Genomic DNA, 16,363 nt, shown 5'->3' with positions numbered 1-16,363 from the left:
ATGCAAAAAGTTGCTCTCGTAACCGGCTCAGGCCAGGGGATTGGTAAAGCGATTGCGCTGCGCCTGGTGAAAGATGGCTTTGCTGTCGCTATCGCCGACTATAACGATGAGACGGCGCGAGCCGTTGCCGATGAAATCATCCGTAACGGCGGTAATGCCATCGCCGTGAAGGTGGATGTCTCTGACCGCGACCAGGTGTTTGCGGCGGTTGAGAAAGCCCGCACCGCGCTGGGTGGTTTCAACGTGATTGTGAATAATGCCGGGATTGCGCCGTCTACGCCCATCGAATCCATCACGCCGGAGATTGTCGACAAGGTCTACAACATCAACGTCAAAGGGGTGATCTGGGGCATGCAGGCCGCGATTGACGCGTTTCGCAAAGAGGGACACGGCGGCAAGATCATCAATGCCTGCTCCCAGGCGGGCCATACCGGTAACCCCGAACTGGCGGTATACAGCTCCAGTAAATTCGCGGTTCGTGGCTTAACCCAGACCGCAGCACGGGATCTCGCGCCGCTGGGGATCACCGTTAACGCCTACTGCCCGGGCATCGTGAAAACGCCAATGTGGGCGGAGATTGACCGCCAGGTGTCAGAGGCGGCAGGTAAACCGCTTGGCTATGGCACCGAAACCTTTGCCAAACGTATTACGCTTGGCCGCCTGTCCGAACCGGAAGATGTCGCCGCCTGCGTTTCGTATCTCGCCGGGCCAGATTCCGACTACATGACCGGCCAGTCTCTGTTAATCGATGGTGGGATGGTGTTCAACTAAAAACGTAATACTAATAAGCTCTGACATGAGTTTTCCCCTGCCCCCGTGCAGGGGCTTTTTTTTGTCTCCTCCGCCATTGTGCATTACACTGCGCGCTGCAAAACTTTAGTCATGACGATTTGACAGGCGGTAACAGCGATGAACGGTACAATCACAACGTGGTTTAAAGATAAAGGCTTTGGATTTATCAAAGATGAAAACGGTGACAACCGCTATTTTCATGTGATTAAGGTCGCCAACCCTGATCTGATCAAGAAAGATGCGGCGGTGACTTTTGAGCCAACCACCAATAACAAAGGCCTTTCCGCCTATGCGGTGAAGGTGATCCCGGAAAGTAAATACCTCTATATTGCAGGCGAGCGCGTGAAGCTCACCTCCATCAAATCCTTCGTGGTGTTTAGCGAAGAAGAGCCTGCGGATACGGGCATCGACAAAGAGAACGCGGTGCTATCGGTCGGGCTGCTGATGAATAACATCAAACCGAAAACCGACAAAAAGCCGGGCGAAATGCGCACGGTGAAGAAGCTGGCGATCACCACCTTCCAGAACACCACGCTGATCTTTACCGAAGATGAAATCGATATCGATGCCACGGTTAAGCTGCTGAAGTAATTTGTTGCCGGGTGGCGGCTACGCCTTACCCGGCATCAGGCAACTCAGCGTCTTACCGGCGCTCCGTTCGCCACGTAATACGCCGCTGTACTTTTCGCCAGCGGCTCGCGCCCGCGAATGGCATCAGCAATTTTCTCACCGATCATAATTGTGGTGGCGTTCAGGTTACCGGTGATGATCTGCGGCATGATCGACGCATCCACCACGCGTAACCCTTCCAGCCCGTGAACGCGGCCTTCGCCATCGACTACCGCCATCTCGTCATAGCCCATTTTGCAGCTTCCACACGGGTGGAAGGCGGTTTCGGCGTGGTTGCGCACAAACTCGTCCAGTTGCTCGTCGGTCTGGCATTCAACCCCCGGGCTGATTTCGCGGCCACGGTATTTGTCCAGCGCAGGCTGATGCATGATCTCACGGGTGATGCGAATCGCATCGCGGAACTCCTGCCAGTCCTGCTCGTGGGACATATAGTTGAACAGGATTGCCGGATGCTGGTGCGGATCGCGCGATTTAATACGCACATGCCCGCGGCTTGGTGAGCGCATCGACCCAACGTGACACTGGAAGCCGTGCTCTTTCACCGCGTTGGAGCCGTTGTAGTTAATCGCCACCGGCAGGAAGTGATACTGAATATTCGGCCACTCGAACTCCTCACGGCTGCGGATAAACCCACCCGCCTCGAAGTGGTTGCTCGCCCCCACGCCGGTGCCGCCAAACAGCCACTCGGCGCCAATCTTCGGCTGGTTCCACCACTGCAGGGCAGGGTAGAGGGAGACCGGCTCTTTGCATTCGTACTGGAGATACATCTCCAGGTGATCCTGCAGGTTTTCGCCCACGCCGGGCAGGTCATGCACCAGCGGAATATCAAACTGCTTCAGCAGTTCCGCGTTGCCCACGCCGGAGCGTTGCAGGATCTGCGGAGAGGCAATCGCCCCGGCGCACAGCAGCACCTCTTTGTTTGCCGATGCTTTGGACGGGATGGTGCTTTCGCCTTCCAGCCACTCAACGCCCACGGCGCGCTTGCCGTCAAAGAGAATGCGATCGGTCATGGCATGGGTGCGGATGGTCAGGTTCGGGCGCTGCTTCGCCTGATCCAGATAGCCGCGCGCGGTGCTGGCGCGTCGGCCCTGTGGCGTAACCGTTCTGTCCATCGGGCCGAAGCCTTCCTGCTGATAGCCGTTGAGATCGTCCGTGCGCGGGTAGCCCGCCTGTACGCCCGCTTCCACCATTGCCTCAAACAGCGGGTTCACGCCCGGTTTGGAGGTGGTGACGCTCACCGGGCCGTCGCCGCCGTGGTAGTCGTTTGGACCCACGTCGCGGGTTTCAGCCTTACGGTAGTAGGGCAGGCAGTTGAGGTAGCTCCAGTGGTCCAGACCTGGCTCTTTTGCCCAGTTGTCCAGATCCATCGCGTTGCCGCGCACGTAGCACATGCCGTTGATGAGCGATGACCCGCCCAACCCTTTACCGCGTCCGCATTCCATGCGGCGGTTATTCATATAGGGCTCTGGCTCGGTTTCGTACGCCCAGTTGTAGCGCTTGCCCTGCAGCGGGAATGCCAGTGCGGCAGGCATCTGGGTGCGGAAGTCAAAGCGGTAATCCGGGCCGCCCGCTTCAAGCAGCAGAACGGTGGTATTCGGATCTTCAGTCAGTCGTGTTGCCAGAACGTTGCCGGCAGAGCCGGCACCAATAATGATGTAGTCAAATTGCAAAAAAACCTCCCGGTTAAAATATGGACTGGAATTTACCCATCTCAACCTGGATGGACTTCACCTGGGTGTAACTCTGGAGCGTCATCACGCCGTTTTCGCGGCCGATACCGGAGTGTTTGTAGCCGCCAACCGGCATCTCTGCCGGGGATTCACCCCAGGTGTTGATCCAGCAAATACCCGCCTCAAGCTGATGAATCGCGCGATGGGCCCGGTTCAGATCGGCCGTCACGATGCCTGCCGCCAGCCCGTAGTCGGTATCGTTGGCGCGGCGGAGAGCTTCTTCTTCAGATTCATAGGTGAGGATGGACATCACCGGCCCGAAGATCTCTTCGCGCACAATGGTCATCTCGTCGGTGCAGTCGGTGAACACGGTCGGAGCGACCCACGCGCCGTTGTCAAAGCCTTCGCCCTTCAGCACGTCGCCGCCGCACAGCACGCGCGCACCTTCCTCTTTGCCTTTGGCGATATAGCGCAGCACATTGTCGCGGTGCGGGAAGCTGACCAGCGGGCCAAAGTTGGTGCTTTCATCGAACAGATCGCCCGCGCGGATGCGGCCCACGCGCTCAACAATTTTCTGCTCAAACGCGGCCTTGAACTTCGCGGGTACGAACACGCGGGTGCCGTTGGTGCAGACCTGGCCGGAGCTGAAGAAGTTGGCCATCATCGCGATGTCGGCAGCGAGATCGAGATCCGCATCGTCAAACACAATCAGCGGGGATTTGCCGCCCAGCTCCATCGTCACCTCTTTCAGGGACGAGGCCGCCGAGTTCGCCATCACCTTTTTGCCGCTGGCGACGCCGCCGGTGAAGGAGACTTTCGCGATGCCCGGGTGTTCGGTCAGGTACTGGCCGGTCTCCGCGCCTACGCCCGGCAGAACGTTAAACACGCCGTCCGGCAGGCCCGCTTCGGTGTAGATTTCCGCAAGCTTCAGGGCGGTGAGGGGGGTGACTTCGCTCGGCTTGAAGATCATCGCGTTGCCCGCCGCCAGCGCCGGGGCGGATTTCCACAGGGCGATCTGGATCGGGTAGTTCCACGCGCCAATACCCGCCACCACGCCCAGCGGCTCGCGACGGGTGTAGACGAAAGAGGTATCGCGCAGTGGGATCTGGCTGCCTTCCAGCGCCGGGATCAGCCCCGCGTAGTACTCCAGTACGTCCGCACCGGTGACGATATCCACGGTTGAGGTTTCCGAATACGCTTTACCGGTGTCGAGGGTTTCCAGCTTCGCCAGTTCGTCGTTCCGCTCGCGCAGGATATCGACGGCGCGACGCAGAATGCGCGAGCGCTCCATGGCGGTCATTGCCGCCCAGATTTTTTGCCCTTGCCGGGCACTCTGGACGGCGCGATCGACATCTTCGCGCCCGGCGGCCTGTACGGTCGCCAGAACGTCGCCGTTAGCCGGGTTAATGGTCTCGAAGGTGCGACCGCTGGTGGCGGATGTATAACCACCATTGATATAAAGCTGCTGTTCTGCCATTCGGGACATAAATTCTCCTCGGTTATTCGGTCGGTAAATGCTGGCTGATAAAGTGGCTGGTGAGCGACTGGGCTACGTTTTTATCCAGCGGTTTGCCGCTTAGCGCGGCGCGCAGCCACAGCCCGTCGATCAGCGCTGCAAGCCCGTAGCCCGCCTCCTGCGCCTGTTCACGCGGCAGTTCGCGGCGGAATTCGTACACCAGGTTTGAAAGCAAACGGCGGCTGCTTACCTGTTGCAACCGGTAGAGCATCGGCTGATGCATGCTGCTCGCCCAGAAGGCCAGCCAGGCTTTCATTGCCGCGCTGCTGATCTGGGTTTCATCAAAGTTGCCGCCGACAATCGCCTGCAATCGTTGCTCTGCGCTGCCATCCGGCAGGGCATGCAGGCGGCTCAGAACCGCGTCGCGCAGCTGGCCGGTGATGTCGCGCATGGTCGCTTCCAGCAGGCCATTTTTATCTTTGAAGTAGTGACTGATGATCCCGGTTGAGACTCCCGCCCGACGGGCGATCTGCGCGATGGTTGCGTCATGCATTCCCACTTCATTTATTGCTTCCAGCGTGGCGTTGATCAGTTGCCTGCGCCGGATCGGCTGCATCCCCACTTTGGGCATTTTTGCCACTCCATTCATCAGCGTTGGTTAACCATTAAAGCGGTTTTTGATTGGACGTTCAATATAAAATGTGTCTTAATTGTTGCGGATTTGGATTTTAATAGTTACAAAAATAGTGGGGATACTGGATGACAGATCTTTCGCAAGACAGAGAAAAGGACAAAATCAATCCGGTTGTTTTTTATACATCCGCAGGACTGATTTTGTTGTTTTCCCTGATGACGATCTTCTTTAGCGACTTCTCTGCCGAGTGGATTGGGCGCACCCTGAACTGGGTGTCGAAGACCTTCGGCTGGTACTATTTGCTGGCGGCGACGCTCTATATTGTCTTTGTTGTCTGCATTGCCTGTTCGCGCTTTGGTTCGGTGAAGCTCGGGCCCGAGCAGTCAAAACCCGAGTTTAGTCTGTTAAGCTGGGCGGCGATGCTGTTTGCCGCCGGTATCGGCATCGACCTGATGTTCTTCTCCGTGGCCGAACCGGTCACGCAATATATGCAGCCGCCGGAAGGGGCAGGGCAGACGATGGAGGCCGCGCGCCAGGCGATGGTCTGGACGCTGTTCCACTACGGACTGACCGGCTGGTCGATGTACGCCCTGATGGGCATGGCGCTCGGATACTTTAGCTATCGTTATAATTTACCCCTCACCATTCGCTCTGCGCTGTACCCCATTTTCGGTAAAAAGATTAACGGCCCGATAGGACATAGCGTCGATATTGCGGCGGTGATCGGCACCATCTTCGGTATTGCCACTACGCTCGGGATTGGCGTGGTGCAGCTCAACTACGGGCTGAGCGTGCTGTTTGATATCCCGGATTCGCTGGCGGCGAAAGCCGCGCTGATCGCGCTGTCGGTGATTATCGCCACCATCTCGGTCACTGCCGGCGTGGATAAGGGGATCCGCGTGCTCTCCGAGCTGAACGTCGCGCTGGCGCTGGGGCTGATTCTGTTTGTGCTGTTTGTGGGCGACACCTCGTTCCTGCTCAATGCCTTAGTGCTGAACGTGGGTGACTACGTGAACCGCTTTATGGGCATGACGCTGAACAGCTTCGCCTTTGACCGCCCGGTGGAGTGGATGAACAACTGGACGCTGTTCTTCTGGGCGTGGTGGGTGGCGTGGTCGCCGTTTGTCGGCCTGTTCCTGGCGCGTATTTCGCGCGGGCGCACCATCCGCCAGTTCGTGATGGGCACGCTGATCATTCCGTTCACCTTTACCCTGCTGTGGCTGTCGGTCTTTGGCAACAGTGCGCTGCATGAGATCATCCACGGTGACGCGGCGTTTGCGCAGGAGGCGATGGCGCACCCGGAGCGCGGATTCTACAGCCTGCTGGCGCAATACCCGGCGTTCACCTTTAGCGCCTCCGTGGCCACCATTACCGGCCTGCTGTTTTACGTCACCTCGGCGGATTCCGGTGCGCTGGTGCTGGGGAACTTCACCTCGAAGCTGAAGGACATCAACAGCGATGCACCAAACTGGCTGCGTATCTTCTGGTCGGTCGCCATCGGCCTGCTGACGCTCGGCATGCTGATGACCAACGGGATTTCCGCCCTGCAGAACACCACGGTGATCATGGGTCTGCCGTTCAGCTTTGTGATCTTCTTTGTGATGGCCGGGCTGTACAAATCGCTCAAGGTGGAAGACTACCGTCGCGTCAGCGCCAGCCGCGATACCGCGCCGCGCCCGCTGGGTGCCCAGGACAGACTGAGCTGGAAGAAGCGTCTCTCGCGCCTGATGAACTACCCGGGCACGCGCTACACCAGCCAGATGATGGAGACGGTCTGCTTCCCGGCAATGGAAGAGGTGGCGCAGGAGTTGCGATTACGCGGTGCCTACGTGGAGCTGAAAAACCTGCCGCCGGAAGAGGGCGAGACCCTGGGGCACCTGGATCTGCTGGTGCATATGGGCGACGAGCAGAACTTTGTCTATCAGATCTGGCCGCAGCAGTATTCGGTGCCCGGGTTTACCTACCGCGCGCGCAGCGGCAAATCGACCTACTACCGGCTGGAGACCTTCCTGCTGGAAGGTAGCCAGGGGAATGATTTGATGGACTACAGCAAGGAGCAGGTGATTACGGATATTCTGGACCAGTATGAACGGCACCTGAACTTTATCCATCTGCACCGGGAAGCGCCGGGGAATAGCGTGATGTTCCCGGATGTTTGAAGTTTGATCTGAATAACGCGTTTGAAAGTTGAGGGGCCAGATTGTTGTGAATCTGGCCCTGTACTTTTCAAATAGTGCTTATTATATCTTGAATCGGAGGTGTACTATGTACTCCTTTGTATTGTTTCAAGGTATAGAATGAGTATCTTTGATGAGTTAAAAACTTCGCTTGAAGAGGCCGTTGAGATCCATAGCGGAAGGAAAGCCGCTTCCAGGGTAACTCGCTATGAAGTCGCGGATGTTCGCGCAATCAGAGAACAGCTAAATGTTACTCAAAGCGAAATGGCGAAGGCGCTTGGCACGAGCGTTGATACGATAAAAAGCTGGGAGTCTAAACGTCGTAACCCAACCGGGCTGGCGGCGAAGGTTCTCAATGTGATTCAGAAGGATCCCGCGTTTTATAAAGCGCTTGCAGCTCAGTGAGCCCCCCTCATGCCGGGTGGCGGCTTCGCCTTACCCGGCCTACCGCGAGCCAACTTTGTAGGCCTGATAAGCGAAGCGCCATCAGGCTTGTAGCAGCGTCAACACGCTGTCATCCCTTTTGTGCCAGAAGAGGGTGAAACGTGTGCCCTCCGCATATTCTCCAGCCGGGTGTGAAAGCACCAGCACAAGAGTTTTATCATCTAACGCTGCGACTCTCGCACAGTCAAAACCCATGTAAATCTTTACCTGCGGAAACAGCGCTTTAAACAAACTTTCTTTCGCGCTAAACGCGAGCGTCAGCGCCTGTGCAAAAGGGTAGCCTGAACGCGTTAAACACGCCGCTTCCTGCGCATTGATGATACCGTCCTGGATTTCATGGGCTTCACGGTCGGGAAGGATCGCCTCTGTATCGATACCTACAAGGGCATGAGGATGGTGAACCACAACCGCCATCGCCTGCGTGCCGCTGTGGGTGATGCTACCCGAAACCCCGTGCGGCCAGAGCGGTTCGCCGCTGGGGCCGATGCCGGGAACGGCGTGGCCAGGTAAGGCATGCGCGGCGGCGATGCGGCCCGCCAGATGCTCGGCTTTGCGTTTGCGTCCGGCGTCAGCCAGCTGTGCGTGATGGGGGAGCCAGAGGAGATCGGCGTCGTTGAAGGTGGTGGGGGCGAAGGTGATGCGGTGAACGGTGAGGCTGGCGAGAACGAACGTGCTGTGGGTTGTGTGCATGGTATTCCCTTCAGAATTGTGCGGCCTATTGCCCTCACCCCGACCCTCTCTCACAGGGAGAGGGAGCAAACACTAAAAACGGCAACGGGGTTGCCGTTTTGCTTTTACCTCGCCCTCACCCCGGCCCTCTCCCACAGGGAGAGGGGGGAAGTCACTGCCTGTATCAGAATCGGGTATTCACGCTCATATACCACGTGCGGCCTGGCTCATTATAGGTATAAGCCCCTGCGCCGTACATATAGGCACCCGTCGAGGTATTCCCGGTGGTCTGGGCATTACCCGCACGCCACTGACGTTTGTCGAAGACGTTATCCACGCCGCCGGTCAGGCTGACGTTTTTGGTCACGTCCCACGTCGCGCTCAGGCCAAGGATGCTATACGGGCTGACCTCGTCTTTCTCTGACCCGGTCACCGGCTGACCTTTGTAGTTGTACTTCTTCGGCTGCTGCTTGCCGTACCAGGTGAAGGTCGACTGGAGCGACACATCCTGATGCACCTGCCAGCTCAGGGTAGAGTTCAGCGTGTACTCCGGGATGATCGACAGACGGTCGCCGGTCTCCTTGTTCTTGCTCTGCAGCATGTAAGTGATGTTGTTGGTCCAGTTGATGGTATCGCTGACCGGCACGTTCAGGGAACCTTCCAGGCCTTCAACCACTGCCTTCGGCACGTTCTCCCACTGGTAGATATCGGTGGTGACTTTGCTGGTGGAGGTCTGGCCGATTGGCGCATAGCCCGCTTCAATCTTGTTGCGATAGTCGTTGCGGAACCAGGTCACGCCCGCCAGCCAGCCGTCGCGTTTCCACTCCAGACCAATCTCTTTGTTGATGCTGGTTTCGGCTTTCAAATCGTCGTTACCCATCATGTAGCAGCCCACGCCGTCAGAGCTGGCGTAGCAGCCCTGGCCCTTGCTGTATAACAGGTAGTTCGGGTTGGTCTGGTACAGGCTCGGTGCTTTGTAGGCACGCGCAATACCCATCTTCAGGGTGAAATCATCCCCCAGACCCTGCGACAGGTTCAGGGACGGGCTCCAGTTGTTACCCACGATGGTGTGATGGTCGAAGCGCAGCGCCGGGGTCAGCATGGTGCTGTCGGTCAGCTCCATATTGTTTTCCGCAAACAGGGAGAAAATCTCTGCGGAGGTATAGGGGCTGCGATCGTCGCTCATCCCTGGAATGGTCCCGCCCTGCAGGGTTTGCGAGAAGGAAGTGGAATCCTTCATGCGCTGCTGGTTCCACTCGGTGCCCAGCGTCAGGTTCTGGTTGACGATGAAATCAATCGGCAGGTTGATCTCACTGTGCAGCATGACGTCGGCCAGGTCGGTATCGGTGAATTTATCGCTGTTGAACAGCCCTTCGGTTCCTCCGGCCAGCCCTTCACCCAGACGCGAGTTGCGGGTGTGTTCGTACTGTGCCCAGTTGCTGGTGGTAATGCCGTTATCCCAGCCGCCATTCCACGTGACGGCGAAGTTCTGACGATAGATACGGTTGGTCTCTTTACCGTAGTTCTTCTTCACCAACGCATTGTCGTTGTTGGTGTTCTGGGTATCACCGGCGTAGAGGTTGTTCTGGCGGCTGTACCCCGCTTCAAACTCCAGAGACTGCATTGGCGCAAAGTCCCAACGCACCACGCCATTGATGTCTTTGTTTTCTACCCCTTCACGGCCTGCAGGCAGGGTGTTGGCATAGGCCCCGGTACGCTCGGACTGATGGCCCTGGTTGATGTCCCACGCATCGGCCTGGGTTTTGTCAAGGTTACCGTACATGCGGAAGCTGAAGTCGCCGCCCAACGGGCCGCTCAGGCTGAAGTTGGTGCGTTTTGTGGAACCTTCATCCTTGTGTTCAGGCGCGTTCAGATAGGTGTTCCAGGAGCCGTGCCACTGGTCGTCGAATTTTTTGGTGATGATGTTCACCACGCCACCTGCCGCACCGTTGCCGTAACGCGCGGCGGCCGGGCCACGGATCACTTCAATACGCTCGATCATCTCTGGCGGCACCCAGCCGGTATCACCGCGGGTGTCGCGCTCGCCGCGCCAGCCCAGACGAATCGAATTGCGGCTGGTGACCGGCTTGCCGTCGATCAGGATCAGGGTGTTTTCCGGGCCCATACCGCGGATATCAATCTGGCGGTTGTTACCGCGCTGGCCGCTGGTGGAGTTACCGGTCAGGTTAACGCCTGGCATGGTGCGGATGATTTCAGACACGTCACGCGCGGGCGGATTTTTACGGATCTCATCGGCGGTAATGGTGGAAACCCCCGGCGCCTGCAAATTCTGCTCGGCGGCGGTGATCACCATGGTGTCTTCATGCTGCGCGGAGGCGGTATTGTCGTCTGCCATGGCAGGCAGCGCGACGCCATAAATCCCTAAATTGACCAGCAAGGCCAGAGAGTGAATCTTCTTATTCATTGGATGTCCCGCTTTTATGGTTTCTTATGAACGCGCTTCCCACAGCGCGGGCATTACGCTATTGCAAATGCAAATAGTTATCAATAATATTATCAATAAAATTTGTCCTGAAACAAAAAGACTGTTAAACATGAGGTTAGAAGGGTGACGGTGTTAACAACGGGAAGTGAAGCCTGGTGGCAGTCGAAAAACGGCCCGGAATGGGTGCGTGAACAGGGGAAATATCGGGTCACCTTCTGGTGGCGCGATCCGGCGGGAACGCAACACACCTCGGCGGTGAAACGCGTCTGGCTGTATATCACCGGCGTAACCGATCACCATAAAAATGCCCGCCCACAATCTCTCGAACGCATCCCGGATACCGACGTCTGGCAATGGCAGGGCGAGTTCAGCCCCCAGTGGCGTGGCAGCTACTGCTTTATCCCCTCAGAGAATACAGACGATTTTGCACCCGATGTGTTTCACGGTGAGCAGCCGGATCGCCTGGCGCTGCGCGAAGGCTGGCGCAAGCTGCTGCCGCAGGCAATGTCTGACCCGCTTAATGCCCAGAGCTGGCGAGGCGGGCGAGGGCATGATGTCTCTGCGCTGGAGATGCCCGACGCTCCGGTGCAGCCCGGCTGGGATCGCCCCAATACGCCATACCGGCAGCCGGTCTGCATTGACTGGCAGAGCAAGCGGCTGGGCAACCGTCGTCGCGTCTGGATATTTACCACTGGCGATGACGATCCGGAACGCCCGCTGGCGGTGCTGCTCGACGGCCAGTTCTGGGCCGAGAGCATGCCCGTCTGGCCAGCGCTGACGGCGCTTACCCTCGGACGCAAACTGCCGCCTGCCGTCTACGTTTTAATCGATGTGATAGATATGGCGCATCGCAATAACGAATTGCCCTGTAACCCCGATTTCTGGCTGGCGGTGCAGGAAGAACTTCTCCCTCTTGTAAAACATCGCACGCCATTCAGCGACCGCGCAGACCGTACGGTGGTCGCAGGCCAGAGCTTCGGCGGTCTCTCCTCGCTTTATGCCGCACTTAACTGGCCGCAGCGTTTTGGCTGCGTGCTGAGCCAGTCCGGCTCTTACTGGTGGCCGCATCGCGGCGGGCAGCAGGAAGGGCTGCTTATCGCCCAACTGAAAGCGGGTGAGAAAACCGCACGCGGCCTGCGCATCGTCCTTGAGGCCGGGCGCAACGAGCCGCTGATTTACCGCGCGAATCAGGCCATTTACGACGAACTGCACACACAGCAGCAGGTTTACTGGCGTCAGGTTGACGGCGGACACGACGCGCTTTGCTGGCGCGGTGGGCTGACGCAGGGGCTGATGACCCTCTGGCAGCCGCTTATTCACTAACGGAGTCTGTATGGAATTCAGCAATCCTTTCGATAATCCGCAGGGGCAGTTTGCTATTTTGCGTAACGATCAGGGGCAGTACAGCCTGTGGCCGCAGCAGTGCGAATTGCCCGCAGGCTGGCGCGTGGTATGCGAAGCGCAATCGCAGGACGCATGCCAGCAGTGGCTGGCCGAACACTGGCAGACGCTCAGCCCCTCTAATTATGCGGGGGAGCATGCATGAACCGTCTGCCGCTTGTTGCCGCCCAGCCGGGCATCTGGATGGCGGAGCAGCTTTCCAGCCTGCCGAACGCCTGGAGCGTGGCACACTACACCGAACTGAAAGGCGATATTGACGCACCGCTGCTGGCAAAAGCCGTTGCCGAAGGCATGATGCAGGCCGACACTCTGCGCATGCGCTTCACCGAGGATAACGGTGAGGTGTGGCAGTGGGTGGATGCATCAATGACGCTGCCTGAACCGGAAATCGTGAATGCCGGTTCCCATGACGCCGCCGTGGCGCTGATGGACGCAGACCTTAACCAGAACCTTCGTGTCGACAGCGGTCAGCCCCTGGCGTTTCACCTGCTGATTCAGATCGGTCCGCAACACTGGTACTGGTATCAGCGCTATCACCATTTAGTGGTCGATGGCTTCAGCTTCCCGGCGATTACCCGCCAGATCGCCGCGATTTATGCCGCGTGGAAGAGGGGCGAGCCCACGCCTGACTCCCCGTTTACGCCGTTCGCCGGGGTGGTGGACGAGTATCAGCGCTACCGCGCCAGCGAGTCGTATCAGCGCGACGGCGCCTTCTGGGCTGAGCAGCGCAAACAGCTTCCTTCTCCGGTTTCGCTTTCCTCTGCGCCGCTACCTGGGCGCGCCGCCACCACCGACATCCTGCGCCTGAAAATCGCCGCCGATGGCCGCGCCTTCAGCCAGCTTGCGCAGGCCGCAGGACAGGTACAGCGCACCGATCTGGCGCTTGCGCTGGTGGCGCTGTGGCTGGGCCGTCTCACCGGACGGCTGGACTACGCCGCCGGGTTTATCTTTATGCGCCGCATGGGCTCCGCTGCGCTGACCGCGACCGGCCCGGTGCTCAACGTGCTGCCGCTGGCGGTGAACATTCATCCGCAGGAGAGCCTGCCGGAACTGGCGCAGCGCCTGGCAAACCAGTTGAAAAAAATGCGTCGCCACCAGCGCTACGACGCCGAGCAGATCGTGCGCGACAGCGGGCGTGCTGCGGGGGATGAAGCCCTGTTCGGCCCGGTGCTCAACGTCAAGGTATTTGATTATCAGCTGGATATCGCTGGCGTGGAGGCCACCACCCACACGCTGGCCACCGGCCCGGTGAACGATCTGGAGCTGGCATTGTTCCCGGACGAGCAGGGCGGGCTAAGCATTGAGATCCTCGCCAATAAACAGCGCTACGATGAAACCACGCTGGCCCGTCACGTGGCGCGCCTGAATGCGATGTTGACGCAATTTGCCGCTAACCCGGACCTGCGCTGCGGCGAGGTTGAAACGGTCTCAGAGCAGGAATACCAGCAGCTTACACGCATCAACGACACCGGGCTGGCGCTACCGTCCACCACGCTTGCGGAACTGGTGGCGGAACAGGCGAGCAAAACGCCGGACGCGCCCGCGCTGGCGGATGCGCACATCGAGCTCAGCTATCGCCAGATGCGCGAGCAGGTGGTGGCACTGGCGCATCTGTTGCGTGAGCGCGGCGTGAAACCGGGCGACAGCGTGGCGGTGGCGCTGCCGCGCTCGGTATTCCTGACGTTAGCACTGCACGGCATTGTGGAGGCGGGGGCCGCGTGGTTGCCGCTGGATACCGGCTACCCGGACGATCGTCTGCGGATGATGCTGGAGGACGCGAAGCCGTCGCTGCTTATCACCACCGACGAACAGCGTCCGCGCTTTAGCGATCTGTCCGTCGGGACGTTTAGTTACAACACACTATTACCGGCTGCGGATGCTGAACCGCTGCGGCTGGCGAAGCCGGAGCAGACGGCGTACATCATCTTTACGTCGGGCTCGACAGGGCGTCCGAAAGGGGTAATGGTCGGGCATACTGCCATCGTTAACCGTCTGAAATGGATGCAGGATCACTACCCGCTGACGGCGTGCGACGTGGTGGCACAAAAAACACCGTGCAGCTTTGACGTGTCGGTCTGGGAGTTCTGGTGGCCGTTTATCGCCGGGGCGAAGCTGGTGATGGCCGAGCCGGACGCGCACCGTGATCCTCAGGCCATGCAGCAATTCTTTGCGCACTATGGCGTCACCACCACCCACTTTGTGCCGTCGATGCTGGCGGCGTTTGTCGCCTCGCTGACGCCGGAAAATGCCGAATGCTGTAAAAGCCTCAGGCAGGTATTCTGCAGCGGGGAAGCACTGCCGACGGAACTTTGTCGCGAATGGGAGCGGCTCACCCACGTGCCGCTGCATAACCTCTACGGCCCGACGGAAGCGGCGGTGGACGTTAGCTGGTATCCGGCATTTGGACCAGAGCTCGCGGCAGCTGCAGGTAACAGCGTGCCGATCGGTTTCCCGGTATGGAACACCGGGCTGCGGATCCTGGATGCGATGATGCGCCCGGTACCGTTTGGCGTGGCGGGCGATCTCTATCTCACCGGTATTCAGCTGGCGCAGGGGTATCTGGGGCGTCCGGATCTCACCGCCAGCCGCTTTATTGCCGATCCGTTCGCTCCGGGCGAGCGGATGTACCGTACCGGTGACGTCGCCCGCTGGCTGGACAACGGCGCGGTGGAGTATTTAGGCCGCAGCGACGACCAGCTGAAAATTCGCGGCCAGCGCATCGAGCTTGGCGAAATCGACCGGGCGATGCTGGCGCTGCCCGACGTAGCGCAAGCCGTGGCGCACGCCTGCGTGTTCAACCAGGCGGCGGCCACGGGCGGCGATGCCCGTCAGCTGGTGGGATATGTGGTTTCTGAATCCGGCTTACCGCTGGATCGCGACGCGCTGCTTGCCTCACTCAGATCGCAGCTGCCGCCGCATATGGTGCCGGTGGTGCTGCTGCAAATCAGCGCGCTGCCGTTAAGCGCAAACGGCAAACTGGATCGCAAGGCGCTGCCGCTGCCGGAGCTGACCAGCAAAACCATCGGACGCGCACCGGAAAGTGCAACCGAAATTGCCGTCTCGCAGGCGTTTGCGTCTTTGCTGGGCTGCGCGGTAAACGACATCGAAGCCGACTTCTTTGCCCTCGGCGGCCACTCGCTGCTGGCGATGCGCCTGGCCGCACAGCTCAGCCGTACGTTCGCCCGCAAGGTGACGCCGGGGCAGATAATGGTCGCCTCTACGGTCAGCAGGCTGAGTGCTCTGCTGGATTCGCCGATAAGCGACGAGCAGGCACAGCGTCTGGGTTATGAAACCTTGCTGCCGCTGCGCGAAAGCGACGGCCCGACGCTGTTCTGCTTCCATCCGGCTTCCGGTTTCGCCTGGCAGTTCAGCGTGCTGGCGCGCTACCTTAGCCCGCGCTGGTCCATTATCGGAATTCAGTCGCCGCGCCCGGAGGGGCCGATGCAGCAGTGTGCGGATCTGGATGGGGTGATTGAACATCATCTGACTACGTTACGTGGCCGGCAGCCCCACGGGCCGTATTACCTGTTCGGCTACTCGCTTGGCGGTACGCTGGCGCAGGGGATTGCTGCGCGTCTGCGTCAACAGGGCGAAACCGTCGCCTTCCTTGGTCTGCTGGATACCTGGCCACCGGAAACCCAGAACTGGGCGGAAAAAGAGGCCAACGGACTCGACCCGGCGGTGCTGGCCGAAATTGAGCGCGAGCGACAGGCGTTTATCGCTGCCCAGCAGGGGCAGGGCTCCAGCGCGCTATTCAACGCCATTGAAGGTAACTACGCCGACGCGGTGCGGCTGCTCACCACGGCGCACAGCTCGCGGTTTGACGGGAAAGCAACGCTGTTTGTTGCCGAGCGCACGCGAACGATAGATCCGCAGGTGGCGTGGTCGCCGTGGGTAAATGAACTGGATGTGTACAGCCAGGATTGCGCCCATGTGGACATCATTTCGCCGCAGGCGTTTGAGAAGATTGGGCCGGTGTTGCAGAAGATGTTGGGGGAGTGATTTCCTCTCACCCTAACCCTCTCCCACAGGGAGAGGGGATGG

At 59.2% G+C, this 16,363-nt stretch carries 12 protein-coding genes; 7 read left to right on the top strand and 5 right to left on the bottom strand.

Annotated elements, in window-relative coordinates; genetic code table 11:
* Both ECL_RS15395 and ECL_RS15390 read left to right on the top strand, forming a co-directional pair.
* The gene (locus ECL_RS15395; protein WP_013097651.1) at nt 1–771 is read left to right on the top strand and encodes a (S)-acetoin forming diacetyl reductase; all 771 of its coding nucleotides are present in this window, start codon (nt 1–3) and stop codon (nt 769–771) included.
* Between the two features lie 138 nt (nt 772–909).
* Nucleotides 910–1,383 carry a cold-shock protein gene (locus tag ECL_RS15390; protein ID WP_013097650.1) on the top strand — a complete coding sequence of 158 codons (474 nt, stop codon included), beginning with the start codon at nt 910–912 and terminating at the stop codon, nt 1,381–1,383.
* A 44-nt stretch (nt 1,384–1,427) separates the two neighbouring features.
* Here ECL_RS15390 and betA read toward each other — a convergent pair whose 3' ends face one another.
* The 3 genes from betA to betI are packed head-to-tail and all read right to left on the bottom strand — an operon-like array spanning nt 1,428 to nt 5,179.
* A complete protein-coding gene (betA, locus tag ECL_RS15385) occupies nt 1,428–3,092 on the bottom strand; it encodes a choline dehydrogenase (protein WP_013097649.1) in 1,665 nt (554 codons plus the stop codon).
* Nucleotides 3,093–3,105: 13 nt separating this feature from the next.
* On the bottom strand, nt 3,106–4,578 hold the full coding sequence (gene betB, locus ECL_RS15380; protein WP_013097648.1) for a betaine-aldehyde dehydrogenase: 1,473 nt from the start codon (nt 4,576–4,578) through the stop codon (nt 3,106–3,108).
* A gap of 13 nt (nt 4,579–4,591) precedes the next feature.
* Nucleotides 4,592–5,179 carry a transcriptional regulator BetI gene (gene betI / locus ECL_RS15375; protein ID WP_013097647.1) on the bottom strand — a complete coding sequence of 196 codons (588 nt, stop codon included), beginning with the start codon at nt 5,177–5,179 and terminating at the stop codon, nt 4,592–4,594.
* A 128-nt stretch (nt 5,180–5,307) separates the two neighbouring features.
* Between betI and betT the strand changes: the two genes are divergently transcribed.
* Together betT and nadS are read left to right on the top strand one after the other, a co-directional pair.
* The gene (gene betT, locus ECL_RS15370; RefSeq protein ID WP_013097646.1) at nt 5,308–7,341 is read left to right on the top strand and encodes a choline BCCT transporter BetT; all 2,034 of its coding nucleotides are present in this window, start codon (nt 5,308–5,310) and stop codon (nt 7,339–7,341) included.
* 138 nt (nt 7,342–7,479) lie between these two features.
* A complete protein-coding gene (gene nadS / locus ECL_RS15365) occupies nt 7,480–7,764 on the top strand; it encodes a NadS family protein (RefSeq protein WP_013097645.1) in 285 nt (94 codons plus the stop codon).
* Between the two features lie 81 nt (nt 7,765–7,845).
* Here nadS and entD read toward each other — a convergent pair whose 3' ends face one another.
* Entirely contained in the window at nt 7,846–8,493 is a 648-nt protein-coding gene (gene entD, locus ECL_RS15360) for an enterobactin synthase subunit EntD (RefSeq protein WP_013097644.1), read from the bottom strand.
* Between the two features lie 163 nt (nt 8,494–8,656).
* On the bottom strand, nt 8,657–10,897 hold the full coding sequence (locus tag ECL_RS15355) for a TonB-dependent siderophore receptor (protein WP_013097643.1): 2,241 nt from the start codon (nt 10,895–10,897) through the stop codon (nt 8,657–8,659).
* A 144-nt stretch (nt 10,898–11,041) separates the two neighbouring features.
* On the opposite strand from ECL_RS15355, the gene fes reads away from it, so the two are divergent.
* From fes to entF, 3 genes are read left to right on the top strand one after another with little or no spacing between them, the layout of a single operon-like run.
* Entirely contained in the window at nt 11,042–12,241 is a 1,200-nt protein-coding gene (gene fes, locus ECL_RS15350) for an enterochelin esterase (RefSeq protein WP_013097642.1), read from the top strand.
* Nucleotides 12,242–12,251: 10 nt separating this feature from the next.
* Nucleotides 12,252–12,464: an MbtH family protein gene (locus tag ECL_RS15345; protein WP_013097641.1), complete on the top strand. Its 213-nt coding sequence runs from the start codon at nt 12,252–12,254 to the stop codon at nt 12,462–12,464.
* Entirely contained in the window at nt 12,461–16,321 is a 3,861-nt protein-coding gene (gene entF / locus ECL_RS15340; protein WP_013097640.1) for an enterobactin non-ribosomal peptide synthetase EntF, read from the top strand. Before ECL_RS15345 ends, entF begins: the two co-directional genes overlap by 4 nt.
* The last annotated feature ends 42 nt before the right edge of the window (nt 16,322–16,363 follow it).

This window comes from Enterobacter cloacae subsp. cloacae ATCC 13047, assembly GCF_000025565.1.
GTDB lineage: Bacteria > Pseudomonadota > Gammaproteobacteria > Enterobacterales > Enterobacteriaceae > Enterobacter > Enterobacter cloacae.
The sequence above is the reverse complement of the archived record's forward strand: the minus strand, read 5'-3'. Positions and strand labels throughout refer to the sequence as shown.